We start from the raw sequence: 13180 nt of genomic DNA, 5'->3' as shown, positions 1-13180 counted from the left end.
GACCAATCTGGGGCCATTCGGAAAGGTTGGGCGGCTGGAACTGTGCCGGCCCTGTTCCGTCCAAGGTGAACTTCAGGTGTCGGTTCAGCGAGGATCGATGGCTTAAGAGTCCTCTCTGATTGGGGTGGTTGAGGTCAAGGTGCTCCTACGCTTTTTTCTCGGACCGTTCCGCGGGTCACTCGCTTCTCTTCGCGGTCGGCGCTTGGGCCGCCGCATGATGGGGTCAGGAGAGCGAGGCGTCTCAATCTGTTCCCTTGCCGAGTTTTGGCCGGCAGGTTCGGGGCTCTTAACGGGATCGCCTCGCCCATCGTCCCACGGAATGATCCGGGCATCGCCCGTTCGGGCGAAAGCTCTGCTTTTCCTTCGGTGTTCGTCGCGGCAGGCTCGTTTCCGAAGCGGAACTCGGTCGCGTCAGCCCACATGCGATGCAGGATGACCGCCAGCTTGCGGGCCACCGCCACGCGCGCCTGCGCCATGCCGCGGCGTCTGGCGATGTTCATGCCCCAGGCGCGCAAGCTCGACCATTTCTTCGAGCGCACCAGCAGCTAATGCGCCGCTTCGTAGAGGGCGGTGCGGGCGAGTTCGTCACCACAGCGGCTGATCTTGCCCTGGATGTCGGTCTCGCCCCACTGGTAGCGCGCCGGCGTCAGCCCCAGATGCGCCCCCACCGCCCGCCACGAGCCGAACCGCTCCGGCCGGTCGATCGTGGCGCGGAAGGCGAGCGCGGTGATCGGCCCGACGCCCGGCGCACTCGCCAGCCGCCGGCAGACCTCGTCTGCCCGACGATATCGAGAACCTGTTTGGCCAGGCGGGTGAACTCCTTCAGCATGACGGCCACGATCGCAAGCAGCGGCTCGACCATCACCATCACCTCAACATCGGCACCTGTCAGCTCGCGCACACGGCCGGCGAAGGCGGTGCGCGACGGCGTGCCGAGCTTGACGCCGGCCTCGCGCAGGATCGCCCGCACCACGTTCTCGATCGTCCGCATCTCGTTTACCACGGTGCGGCGGGCAACCAGCAGCGAGCGCCACAGCCGGCACTGCCTGCTTTTCACATGCACCTGCCGATACCAGCCGGTGCGCATGATCTGCGCCAGCGCCCGGGCGTCACTGCGATCGGTCTTGTTCGGCATCGTCTTCAGCATTGGCTGCCCGCGTCTCGATGCAGATCGCCGGCAAGCCTTCGGCACGTAGCCCGTCATGAAGCCAGGCTGTTAGCGAGCACGCGTCCAGGCCGATCCGCTCCAGCGGAAGCCCGCACAGCGCTTTGCTCAACGCCTCCGGTTCACTCGCCGCACGCGTTTCCTTGACGATCCGGCCGGTTTCGTCGACCACGCAGATCGAGGTCTCTTCCAAAGACACGTCAAGTCCGGCAAAATACTTCATGGCTGCTCCTTCCCGATGTTGTGGCGCTCCAAAGCGACCACGTTCTAACATCCCGACAGAAGCAGCCGCCCTCTTTCGGCTCGGCAGGGACCCCAATCACATGGCGTGTGCGTCGTTCGCGTCCATCTTGTTCACGGCCATATCGAGCGCCGCCTTAGCATGGCGCGCATCGATGCAAATCGCCGGCAACCCCTCGGTGCGCAGAGAATCATAGAACATGATCCGCCTCCCGGTAACATGGTCGTCTGGCGCGGCATGACCCGCTTGCACAACATCGCCTTCGGCATCTCCATTGGAGAAAGCCGACGATGTGGGTAATCGAAATCTTCACCTGATGGGAACGGCGCGCGCGTATCCAGCGGTTCCCCAAAATCCGGTTGGTGAGGTGGCCTTGTCAAGCGCACTGTCCGCTTAAGTCCACACAGCCAACATCGCGCAGTACTGTGACCCTCCGGCAAGAGCCGCGGTTGCTCGACATTCGGTGCAGTCAGTACCGAACCCAGACCGACAATGATCAGGACCTAGGCGACCTGATCGCTTGTGAAGGCGCACGACCTTCTGGGTGCAAGCGGCTGAGAGTATCACCTCCGAGCCAGGCGGCCGGCTATCTGTACAACCCCGGGAGATTCCTATCCCCAATGTACGATCGAACCGATCTTGAGCCAAGCGCCGTCATGACTTCGTTAGGTATGCAACCTATTGATTTGGCGAGCTCATCAACCGATTGCGATGGCCCACAGACCTCGACCAAATCGCCGAGCGATGGCTTTAGATCTGCCGCCGAACTAAGATCAATAATCGAGGTGTCCATGGAAACCCGGCCTATGACGCCAGCCGCTCGGCCTTTATAATAGACCCGAATCTGATCCCGATTAGCCGCAGGACGTGTGTAGCGCGGATAGCCGTCCACATAGCCCAAAGAAATGACTCCGATCAGGCTGTCCCTCTCTAGCCTGTGAGCCCTTCCATAGCCAACGTAATCTCCGTGACGAAGTGTCTTCACCTGGAGGAGCCGCGCATGCACAGAGACAACTTGTCGAAACGGGTTGCTGCGGCTTACGAACGGATTGCCGCCATAGAGACCTATACCCGGACGAACCATCTCAAAATGGGCCCTGCCGAGGAAGCACCCTGCTGAGCCGGCTAACGAGGCCCGCCGGAGCGCTCCGAACTCCTTTCGGACTTGCCAAAAGGTGTCAATCTGCTCTCTGTTGCGAGGGTCCGAAGGATCGTCGGCACAGGCCAAGTGGCTCATGATCAGGTCGAAATAGTGTAGCCGACCTTCGATCATATGTTTCAGAGTACCCAGCTCCTCCATGTGGAACCCCAGTCGGTTGATCCCGGTGTCGACATGCAGGGCGGCTCCGCCAGTCCAGCTTTCGCGTTCGCAGAACTCGATCCAAAGCCGAACCTGGGACTCCGAAGTGAGTACCGGCTTAAGATTGAGCGTCTTGTGGGCGGACTCAGTACCAGGAAGTAGTCCATTTAGGACGTATATCTCACCGCCATCGTTTTGCTCGCGGAGCTGGGCCCCTTCCTGGAGATGCGCCACGAAAAAGCTGGCGCAGCCCTCCGATGCCAATCGGCGAGTGACGGCAGCGAGTCCTGCTCCATAGGCATCCGCCTTAACTACAGCCGCAACTCCCGCCCCAGGGCAAAGAGCTCGGAACTCGTTGAAGTTCCAGGCAAGATTATCGAGGTTGATCTTTACTTGTTGCGAATGGCAATGGAGCATTGTTTTCTATCAATTACTAATAGCCATCGAGCCTGGCTTCTGGGAACTCCAGCAGACGGATCGCTTCTGCGGCCGCTTCAACTCTCTCACGCCCACCGCCAACACGGATCGCGCGCTCACGACCGTGGACACAGAGCCGGGAGAGACAAAGCAGCGTAACGCGGACATTCTCGCATACTTGGCGGCAGCGGTCAGGCTCGTCCTCGCCGCGCCGCTCGCAAAAGCCTTGGATGCCCCGCAGCTGTCATCGGGATTACGATCCCTTGCGCAGTTTGATATGAGCGCCTGACACGAAACGCTCGGGCAAGAGGTGCGTCGTCGCCCGGGGGCAAGCTGCCACAATCGACTCGCAAACGCCAGGTACCATGGGCGCGCGCCGCCATTCAGCACGACCTCAAAAGCCGCGCCTAGTATACCGCTCTGCGTAGCCGAGGTTACAACCACGGCAACGCCCTCCGATCTGTCGTAGACCGCCTTCTCAGTCGCCTGCGCTATGTTAAAGACTGGCACCACCTTCAACGTCCCAGATATGCCCAAACTTCCACTTCATAAGCGGTCGAGACTTCCCCTGCCTAGAACCTCTCTTGGCAAATCTCGCATCGAACTCGCATGCCTCGCTAGAGGTAGACAACACAGAACGCTCCGGATTGCGGAACCGCTGACGTGGTATAAACCTTTTGGGGGAGTCTTCGGGCAAAAGTATTGTAAATATATTATCACAAAGATGATAATAAAGGGCAGATTGCTTGACGATGTACCGTAACCAGCCCTAGCGCTTCGTCGGTCTCGAACGCAAAGTCCTGACGATCGCCAGACGCTTTAGGCCGATACCAAGGTTCCACCATTTTCCACCTCGACACCGGTAATGGCGGAACGAACTGAATTGAAAAGCAGGCACGATTAATGCGCCTAGTGTCCTGATTCCGAAGTTTGAGTCATTTCGTCTTGGTGTTCTGCGATTTGGAGCGTTGCTAGGCAAGCGTTTGATGGTGTTGAGAATATCGTCGGCTGACTTGGTCCATCTGAAGGGCTTGGGATCGGTGTTGACGGCTTCGATGTAAGTTTTGATGGCCGTCTCCAGTCCCTGTGTCGACCTGTGGACGCCGTGCCTGATCTGCTTTTCGGTCAGATTGGCGAAGAAGCGTTCAACCTGATTGAGCCATGAGGCTGCTGTCGGCGTGAAATGGACGTGCCAGCGGGGACGCTTGAGGAAGAAGTTGCGGACAGCACTGGTCTTGTGGGTGGCATAGTTATCCATGACGATATGGATATCAAGGTCGCTCGGCACGTTGGCCTCGATCTCGCGCAGGAACGTCAGGAACTCCCGCGCGCGATGACGCTTGAAGCAGCGGCCGATGATCTTGCCGGTGGCGACATCGAGCGCGGCGAAAAGGGAAAGGGTCCCATGCCGCGTGTAGTCGTGGCTGCGCTGCTCGATCTGGCCAGGGCGCATCGGTAGACAAGGCTGGGTGCGGTCCAGCGCCTGGATTTGGCTGTTCTCGTCTACGCACAGGACCAGCGCCCGCTCGGGCGGCGCGAGATAGAGCCCGACGATGTCGCGCACCTCCTCCACAAACAGCGCATCGGACGACAGTTTGAAGAATTTCGGTGCGGTGCGGCTGAAGGCCAAAGGCTGTCCAGATGCGGTGGATCGTCGAGGGCGCATGAGCAACGGCCCGCGCCCTGGAGCGCAAGCTCCAGTGGGTACCGTCCCGCGGCGTCGCCTACAACGTCAACCGGATCTCGGCAATCTCCTCATCGCCGATCTGCCGGGGTGCTCCAGGGCGGGGTTCGTCGTAGAGGCCGTCGAGCCTTTGTGCGGCGAAGCGCCGACGCCATGTGGCCCCTGTGTTGGGCATTGCACGGAACTGTCAGGAATTCTGTGCGCGAGGCCGGTTTCGTCATTGGCTGACGAACCTTTCGCCGAAGACGACGGCGAACTGGGTCTTGGCCTCGAACCATTCGCGCGGCGGTCGTTTCCATTCCTCGGCCGCGTGGTTCAGCACCAAATATAGCAGCTTCATGGCCGCATCGTCACTGGGGAAGTGTCCCCGGGTGCGGGACGGCGCGGCGCAGCTTGGAGTTCAGCGCCTCTATGGCGTTCGTGGTGTAGATGATCCGCCGCACGCTTTCGGGATAGGCAAAGAATGGGACGACGTGCTGCCAATTGCGCCGCCAGCTTTGGGTGATCGCCGGATATCGCTGCCCCCAGTAGCTGGCTTCGAAGTCCTCAAGGGCCTTCATGCCGGCTTCGGCGTCCTTGGCCCGGTAGATCGCGCGCAGCGCCGGCACGACGGACTTGCGGTCCTTCCAGGACACGAACTCCAGGGAATGACGGATCAGGTGCACGATGCAGGTCTGGACGACAGTCTGGGGAAAGACGGCGTTGATCGCCTCGGGGAAGCCCTTGAGGCCGTCGACGACGGCGATCAGGACGTCGGCGACGCCACGGCTCTTCAACTCGTTCATGACGCGCAGCCAGAACTTGGCGCCCTCGGTCTGCTCGATCCAGATGCCGAGAATCTCCTTCGTGCCGTCCGGCAGGATGCCGAGCGCGATGTAGACGGCCTTGTTCCTGACGAAGCCCTCGTCCCTGATCTTGACCCGTATGGCATCGAAGAAGACGAGCGGATATACCACGTCCAGCGGCCGGTTCTGCCACTCGGCCACTTCCTCCAGGACCGCATCGGTAACCGCCGAGATCAGGTCCGGCGACACGTCGATGCCGTAGAGCTCCTCCAGATGGCCGCGGATCTCGCGCACTGTCATGCCGCGCGCGTACATGGAGATGATCTTGTCATCGAAATCGGGAAAACGGCGCTGGTATTTGGCGATCAGCTTCGGATCGAAGGTCCCGGCCCGGTCGCGCGGGATCGACAGCGTCATCTTCGACGTGCCCGTCAGCACCGACTTCCGCGAATGGCCGTTGCGGCGATTGACGCTGCCGTCGGTGCGTTCGTCCTCAAGGTGCTCGTCGAGTTCAGCGTTCAGAATCCGTTCCGAAAGCGCCTTCTTCAGGTCGTCGAGCAATCCGTCCTTGGCAAACACCTCATTCGGATCGCGGCCGGCAAGCAGTTGGTCCAGAAGTTCCTTCTCAATAGCCATGCGATGATTCTCTCCTTTCCATCATCATGGCCTCGCGCACAGAATTCCCGACAGTCCCCATTGCACCAAGGCGTGCGGCAATCTCCTTGTTCTCGATCCCCTCACTGGCCAGCAGCACTATCTGGGCCCGCCGCGCCGACGCAGACCTTCTTGAACTTCCCGGTCTTGCGGCTCCTTTTGAGAGCGGGCTCAGCATCCTCGTTCACCGACCTCACAGCCTCGACATGGCGCACCGCCAGGCTGTCCCAACTCACGTCAGCCCGGATCAGTGAAGCATCGACGTAAACCACCTCGCCCTTGGCGATCTTTGCCTCGATGCAGGCGTGCACGGTGCGCTCGAAAATCCGGCGGAACCGGTCCTCGCCCCAGCGCTGGCGGATGCGTGTCAACGAGGAACGATCCGGCAGCGCTTCATGCAGGCCATAGCCGACGAACCACCGGACGGCGACGTTGACCTGCGCCTCGCGCATCAGCCGGCGATCGCGCACGATCCCGAGCAGGAAGCCGGCGAGCATCAGGCGGACTGCGACTTCGGGATCGATGCCCGGGCGACCATTGTCATTGCAATAGAGATCCGCGACCTCGCCGTGCAGCCATGACAGATCACGCACACTGTGGACCTTGGCCAAAAACATGGTCATCGGGAACAAGTTGTCGTAGCGAGCCGGTCATGAACAGTTCGAGCTGATCCCGCTCTTTCCAGCCGAGCATCGCGAATCCTCCGGCGAACCAACGATTGCTCAATTGAATCAGCAGCAGAGGACTTCTTCAACAGCCCCACGTAGCAGCGCTGCTAGGCCGCTTACGGGATCACCTCGCCGATCGCCGCGACCAGGCCGGCATGATCGTCGGAGACGATCAGCTCGACGCCCTTGGGGCCGCGCGCCTTTAGCGCCACGAGGAAGTCCTTCCAGGCCGAGCGGCTCTCGCAATTGGCCATCTCCAGGGCCAGGATCTGGCGCCGGCCGTCCCAGTCGATGCCGACCGCGATCAGCACGGCCTGGCTCCTGACGATGCCGGCCTCGCGCACCTTCTCGTAGCGGGCATTGAGGATGAGGTAGGGGAAGGGCTCGTGAAGCGGGCGCTCGGCAAACGCCTTCAGGCTCTCGTCCAGGCTTTTGGTGATGGCCGAGATCGACGAGGCCGAGAAGGCATGACGACAAAGCTCTTCGGTGATCGCCCTGACCTTCCTGGTCGACACCCCTTGCACATACATCTCCGCAAGCGTGGCAACCCAAGCCCGCTCGGAGCGCTGGCAGCGCTCAAAAGTTCGGTGGAAAAGCGGCCGGCCCGGTCCTGCGGAACCCGCAGCTCAAGCTTGCCGACCCGCGTGACAAGCGTGCGGCCGTAATAGCCCGAGCGATAGCGCAGCCGCTCCGGCGTCCGCTCGCCCTTCGAAGCGCCCAGCGCCTCATCCATCTCCGCCTCGAGAACCTCCTGCATCACCGCACGGATTACCTCGTGCAGCCCATCCGGGTCCGAAAGCAAAATGTCTTTGACGGCAGCGCTGGCGGTCTTACTTTCAGTCTTGGTCATGGTGGCGTTCCTTCCAGGGAATCGGTGACCTTGAGCATCACCAGCCTGCCATGACCGCCCCCTCTTAGTGATTTGCAGAACTCTCAGCACACCACCGCGTAATGTGCCGCAGCGATAACCGCGTGGAACTTGGCCTCTGACGCCAAGTGAGGATGACAGGGATGCGAGCTGCCGCACCGCTTCTAAGAGTCCTCTCTGTTACGAATTCACGAAGAGCGTTTCTGCGGATGAGATTGCATTGCGTGAGAGACGTCGATGCCAGTCGCGCACGAGCCTCCGCCACCGCGTCATCCAGGCGAAGGTTCGCTCGACGACCCAGCGGCGGGGCAAGACTTCGAAGGCCTTCTGGTCGTCGGATCGGCGGATGATCTCGATCACGAAGTCCAGATAGGCGGCCTTGTCCATGAGCTTGAGCCGATGGTAGGCGCCGTCGGCGAACAGGTGCTTCACCCAGGGCCAGCGCTTGCGGATGCCGTCCAGAATCGCCTGAGCCCCGGCGCTGTCGGAGATTTCGGCCGGCGTCAGGTTGACCATCAATAGCCGCCCATCCGTATCGACGGCGATGTGGCGCTTGCGTCCGACGATCTTCTTGCCGGCGTCGTAACCCCTTGTTCTTGCTTGCGGAGCCTGACCGACTGGGTGTCGATCACGCCCGCCGTGGGACTGGCCTCGCGCCCGCTCGCTCGCGGTCCGCCAGCCGCAACCCGAGCCCACAAGGTAGCGCACCGCGTTGACCACCTCACGGAAATCAACCTCGCGCGGACGGCCGCGACGCCCAGGCTTGGGGATCAGCGGCGTAGTCTGTTCCCACTCCTCATCCGTCACATCGGACGGGTAGCGCTTGGTCTTCTTGGCGATCTTGGCCATCCGGCCACGGCTTTGTTCGGTCCACATCCACAGCTTGAATCACAAACCAGCCTCCGCCGAAATCCCAATTTTCCGATTTTTCAAACGGTCTCTGACTGAGGACGCTGGGGTCGATATTGCACACGACCAATTCGCCTGCGGCGAAAGCTTTAAGTTGCTTGCCCAACGGTGTCTCCAGAATCGGAGGGCGACCGGTCACATATCGGAAGGAGGGCGGAGTTACGTCGGATTCCATTCATCTGTGTCATCATCATGCACGGCTATAGCAGAATAAAGTCTTTATCAGTTGGGCTACCCTACTGTGTTGAGACGATTTTTTCGTTTGGCACGGTATATGCTCGGCTGTCTGGAACGGCGCCAAGAAGCGTGGTGATGTTAATTGTGGGACAAATGGATGTAGGGCCTGACGGCAAGGTGGCAATGGCGGCCGCCTCCAGCGGCTTAGGTTTAGCCACAGCTGAGAAGTTAGCCAACGAAGGTTGCCGCCTCTCCATCAGCGGGTGGGATCCGGGGCGGCTAGAAAGAGCAGTGGATCGGTTGCGCAGCACAGGCGCCGAAGTGCTGGCGCGCGCAATCGATGTAGTAACTGCGCGAATCCAGCAGCTTGAGTTGCCGAAACAGCGGAGCAGTTGCATCGCTCGTACCAGGCGAGATTCTCTATGTTGATGGGGGCTGCGCGGCGAGCTGATGCAGGATGCTTCGATGTTTTGGCGGTATTGGAGAAGGCTGGCAATGTTAAACACAATACCAGATGAAGTGAACTTCCTGGACTGCACCTTGCGCGACGGTGGCTACTACACAGGTTGGGATTTCGCGCCGGACTTGGTGTCGGACTATGTCGCTACTATCAACACTCTCCCAGTGCGCATGGTCGAGCTGGGGCTCGCCGGAAAGCCTGAGAGCCATGGATATTTCGCCAGTGTGACGAGCTCTAAGGCCGAACAGGTGGCTGCCGGTCTCCTAGTCAAGGCATGCGTGATGATCGATGCCAAGGATGTGCTTGCGAGCGAACTGCCTATACCCCTTGCCGTGATCCGCCTGACAGAGGGACTAGTGCCAAGGCATATCACGACCGTCCGCGTAGCGGCGCACTTCAGCAACTTGGCTGCTTGCCGGGACATTTGCGCTGAGTTGTCTCACAGGGGCTTCCGTGTGTTTTTGAATCTCATGCAGATCGATGTAGCGAATGCTGCAGAAGTTGAAACGTGCCTCAAGGAGGTAAAGCAGATCAACACTATCGACGTGCTTTATATTGCCGATTCCTTTGGCTCTATGAAGCCGACTCGGGTTCAGGAATTTGTCGGCCGGTTTGCGGATCGAATTGAGCCTGACATTGGATTCCACGGCCATGACAACCGCGGATATGCACTGGTCAATTCAGTGGCCGCCGCGATGGCGGGAGCGACTTGGATAGACTGCACCATGGGCGGCATGGGCCGCGGGGCAGGCAATGCGGCTAGTGAGCAGCTCCTACCGATTCTCACTCGCCTCGAAACATCCAAGGAACGGGCACTCCTCGAGCACGTCCTGCGTCACTTCGATCCGCTTCGCAAACGGTATGGCTGGGGCAGCAGCGCGGCATATCAATTCGCGGGCTCAAACTTTATCCATCCGTCCTATGTTCAAAAGCTACGTGAAGGCGGGGTATTGTCTGACGCCGCAATTATCAGGCGCCTTTCGGACCTCCGCGCCGATGAACGGATGAGTTTTGCCAATGAAAAGCTGGCGACGCTGATGGCTAAGGACGACGCGTGATCGCAGATATCTCTGTTCAGCTGCCCCTTTTTCCCAATTGGAGGAATCCATGATTTTACCAAATGCTGTTGCGAAACCATCGCTCCGCCCGTCCGATCCGCGGTTTTCATCAGGCCCTTGCCGTAAACATCCTGGTTGGAGCGTGCACCCAACTATGCTGCGCTACGTTGGACGTAGTCACCGGAGCTCCGAGGGAGCAGAACGGCTGGGAGAGGTAATCAGGCGCATGGCCTCGTTGTTAGAACTGCCTGACAACTGGCTCTGCGGGATCGTGCCCGGTTCGGGCACTGGGGCCTGCAGCATGGCCTTACAAAATCTACTCGGCCCGTCTCCAGTCGAGACATTCTTGTCGGATAGCTTCTCGCAGTATTGGGCAAATGAGATCGATGCGTTGGCGCTTGCCCCCCAAAGGCGGCACGTTTGTGCTTTCGGAGATTTTCCGAGCACGAGCGGGATCGATCCCAATCACGACATCGTTCTAGTGCTAAACGGCACCAGCAACGGCGTTTGTCCACCGGATCTTGATTGGATTCTTCCTGAGCGTGCCGGGCTTGTGATCGCAGATGCCGTCTCTGCAGCTTTTACGAGGCACATCGACTTCGATCGGATCGATGTTCTGTGCTGGTCATGGCAGAAGGCGCTTGGAGGCGAAGGCGGCCATGGCATGATCGCGCTCTCGCCTCGGGCCCAGGCACGGCTGAGGGTCGGCGGACGTAAGCCCGTAGCCAGGCTCATGAGACTGCACAACGCTAACGGATCTGTAAACAAAGCGTTCTTTGGTGGCCGCACGATCTCGACCCCCAGCATGTTCGCCGTCGAGGATATCCACTCTGCGCTCGACTGGGCCGAAGCGTGTGGTGGACTACCCGCGCTTTTGAAAAGGGTGGCCAGTAATTATGCTGTGATGGCTGACTGGGTGGACTCTACTCCTTGGATTGATTGGACTTGCACCAATCCGGTAGCACGCTCCACCTGTTCAATTACTCTTCGGCTTGTACGAGAGCAGCTCGCAGCCGGCGAAAAGGAGGACGACGGCAGAATCGTTGCGGAGATGATCCGTCTACTCGAAGCCGAAGGTGCGGCTTTTGACATCTGGAGCTACGGTGACGCGCCGCCAGGATTTCGGATATGGGCGGGACCAACGATCGAGGCAGATGACTTGGCTATCTTATGCAAGTGGCTCGCCTGGGCGTATAGCGAGGCGCGCGAGGCCTGCATACCATCCGAAGCGAGGGTCGTACGTCACGGCTGCTTTACGCCCTCTCAGGCGCGCGCGGTTGAGCCAAGGACGGAGACGGCCTGTCCTCTAACCGTCGCCCTCGAAAGCCCAACTCCCCAGACACTGGCAGATTGCTATGACGCGATACTTTTCGACGCGACGGGGGTTCTGATCAGCGAAAATGAGGCCCTGCCTGGCGCTGCTGATATCTTGGCCCGACTTAATACGTCCGGCCAGCCATACTACATAGTGACGAATATCAGTAGTGGATCGGTTGAGACAATATGCGCACGTCTCTGCGGCGCGGGACTTCCGATTCCGGCGGTCGATCGCATCGTGTCTGCGGGCGGTGTTGCGCGACGTCACGTACTCGAAGAGCTGGGAGCCGGGCGACTAGTTTCGTATGTGGGAAGTGCACACGCTGCGCATGACATATTCGGCAGGCATCCAAATCTTCATTGCGCTGATACGGCCGAGACATTCGACACGCTCGTAGTGCTCGATGACGGAGGTTTCGATTTTAAGCGGGCGGCCGATCACATCCTGTCCACCTTTCAACGCAGACTGATCGAGACGGGCGAGATGCCGCGTATGATAACGGCAAACGCGGACATCATTTATCCTGGCAAGAATGGCTCGCTCGTCTTTGGACCAAGCATAATAGGGCCAATGCTTCAAGCAGGACTAGCGCCGTTCGAAGCTCCTCCAATCTCAGTAGAGATTATGGGCAAGCCAGGAAGAGCGATTTTTGAAGAATGCATCGCTCGGGCCGGTACCGACCGTCTTTTGATGGTCGGCGATCAGGTTGACACTGACATCAGGGGCGCAAAGGCTGCCGGGCTCGACGCACTTCTCGTAACCACTGGTCTCAACAACCGCGGCGAGTTGCGTCAAGACGAGAACGGCGCCCCCGATTATGTCGCAAAGAGCCTCAGTCAGATCTTCGACGGCAGTTTGTGTCCACATCTCCGATCGGCGAAGCATTCCAGTACGCCAAATCAGGTTTGGGCAGCTTCGAGCGACAATTGCGGAGCGGACAAGGCGCATCTTGGCGACAGCGGTTGAACGCGGCAGCACGATTATGAGGGAGGTGGCGATGATCTTTTCGACTATTTCGGCGGAAATTTTGATGATGAGAGATTGCCACGACTAGCCGAAGCGTTTGTAAAACCTGACCCTGCGTTCGTGTCTTCTTAGCCAGCCTTCTTTCCGTTCTGGCCTCGGGCTCTCCTCCCTCCAGTCGCCGTTCCGCGGTGCCGTGTGGTGCCGAAGGTCCCTGACAACGTGCGCGACCGGCTGCCGTGGCGGTGGTCGGCGACACTGGTGGTCGCATCACTGTGCGCCGCCGGCTGCCGGCCACCGGCCATACCGGGGACGGGCAAGCACTGCTTCCAGCTCGGTCTCGAGCATCGTCTCGATGAAGCCACGCACCCGCTCGCGCAGGCCAGCTTCGATCGGATCAAACCAGTTGTCGAAAAGATAGCTCGTCGGTAAGCGGGTAGCTGATGCCGTTCAGCGATGGTAGTTCCAAGGCATGAGCGCCTCGATAGCGCTGTTTGGCCAGCCATTGGCGAT

The 13180-nt window shown here is 59.8% G+C and carries 6 protein-coding genes and 7 pseudogenes; 4 read left to right on the top strand and 9 right to left on the bottom strand.

What is annotated here, in order from left to right; genetic code table 11:
• Positions 1–377: 377 nt before the first annotated feature.
• From NKH04_RS31890 to alr, 3 genes and pseudogenes are all read right to left on the bottom strand, one after another.
• A pseudogene (locus NKH04_RS31890) lies at positions 378–1388 on the bottom strand (IS110 family RNA-guided transposase); the annotation flags it as partial.
• Between the two features lie 99 nt (positions 1389–1487).
• Positions 1488–1610 (bottom strand): annotated as a pseudogene (locus NKH04_RS31885) (IS110 family transposase); the annotation flags it as partial.
• A gap of 382 nt (positions 1611–1992) precedes the next feature.
• Complete coding sequence (alr, locus tag NKH04_RS31880; protein WP_353045536.1) at positions 1993–3123, bottom strand: alanine racemase; 1131 nt, start codon at positions 3121–3123, stop codon at positions 1993–1995.
• Here alr and NKH04_RS31875 point away from each other — a divergent pair.
• Positions 3062–3412 carry a hypothetical protein gene (locus tag NKH04_RS31875; protein WP_353045537.1) on the top strand — a complete coding sequence of 117 codons (351 nt, stop codon included), beginning with the start codon at positions 3062–3064 and terminating at the stop codon, positions 3410–3412. The two genes, alr and NKH04_RS31875, sit on opposite strands and share 62 nt — an antisense overlap.
• A 690-nt stretch (positions 3413–4102) precedes the next feature.
• Here the strand turns inward: NKH04_RS31875 and NKH04_RS31870 are convergent.
• The 5 genes and pseudogenes from NKH04_RS31870 to NKH04_RS31850 form a co-directional block, all read right to left on the bottom strand.
• Positions 4103–4976: pseudogene (locus NKH04_RS31870) on the bottom strand (IS630 family transposase); the annotation flags it as partial.
• 48 nt (positions 4977–5024) lie between these two features.
• Positions 5025–6228 (bottom strand): annotated as a pseudogene (locus NKH04_RS31865) (IS256 family transposase).
• Positions 6229–6368: 140 nt separating this feature from the next.
• Positions 6369–6939, bottom strand: a pseudogene (locus tag NKH04_RS31860) (transposase); the annotation flags it as partial.
• Positions 6940–7033: 94 nt separating this feature from the next.
• Positions 7034–7764 (bottom strand): annotated as a pseudogene (locus NKH04_RS31855) (IS256 family transposase); the annotation flags it as partial.
• A 198-nt stretch (positions 7765–7962) separates the two neighbouring features.
• Complete coding sequence (locus NKH04_RS31850; RefSeq protein WP_353045535.1) at positions 7963–8631, bottom strand: IS5 family transposase; 669 nt, start codon at positions 8629–8631, stop codon at positions 7963–7965.
• 252 nt (positions 8632–8883) lie between these two features.
• Here NKH04_RS31850 and NKH04_RS31845 point away from each other — a divergent pair, with 252 nt between their 5' ends.
• The 3 genes from NKH04_RS31845 (at position 8884) to NKH04_RS31835 (ending at position 12670) form a co-directional block, all read left to right on the top strand.
• Complete coding sequence (locus tag NKH04_RS31845) at positions 8884–9297, top strand: SDR family NAD(P)-dependent oxidoreductase (protein ID WP_353045534.1); 414 nt, start codon at positions 8884–8886, stop codon at positions 9295–9297.
• A 66-nt stretch (positions 9298–9363) separates the two neighbouring features.
• Positions 9364–10386: a hydroxymethylglutaryl-CoA lyase-like TIM-barrel protein gene (locus NKH04_RS31840; RefSeq protein WP_353045533.1), complete on the top strand. Its 1023-nt coding sequence runs from the start codon at positions 9364–9366 to the stop codon at positions 10384–10386.
• 346 nt (positions 10387–10732) lie between these two features.
• Positions 10733–12670 carry an HAD-IA family hydrolase gene (locus NKH04_RS31835; protein WP_353045532.1) on the top strand — a complete coding sequence of 646 codons (1938 nt, stop codon included), beginning with the start codon at positions 10733–10735 and terminating at the stop codon, positions 12668–12670.
• 200 nt (positions 12671–12870) lie between these two features.
• On the opposite strand, the pseudogene NKH04_RS31830 reads toward NKH04_RS31835, so the two are convergent.
• Positions 12871–13084: pseudogene (locus tag NKH04_RS31830) on the bottom strand (IS256 family transposase); the annotation flags it as partial.
• Positions 13085–13180: the final 96 nt, after the last annotated feature.

The organism is Mesorhizobium sp. M1365 (genome assembly GCF_040317865.1).
Taxonomy (GTDB): Bacteria; Pseudomonadota; Alphaproteobacteria; order Rhizobiales; family Rhizobiaceae; genus Mesorhizobium.
Note: the sequence above shows the minus strand (reverse complement) of the source record. Positions and strands in the feature narration are given on the sequence as shown.

Coding starts and splice junctions, on each gene's coding strand:
- alr (WP_353045536.1), bottom strand. CDS start 3,123: ATGCTCCATTGCCATTCGCAACAAGTAAAGATCAACCTCGATAATCTT.
- NKH04_RS31850 (WP_353045535.1), bottom strand. CDS start 8,631: ATGGCCAAGATCGCCAAGAAGACCAAGCGCTACCCGTCCGATGTGACG.
- NKH04_RS31845 (WP_353045534.1), top strand. CDS start 8,884: ATGCACGGCTATAGCAGAATAAAGTCTTTATCAGTTGGGCTACCCTAC.
- NKH04_RS31840 (WP_353045533.1), top strand. CDS start 9,364: ATGTTAAACACAATACCAGATGAAGTGAACTTCCTGGACTGCACCTTG.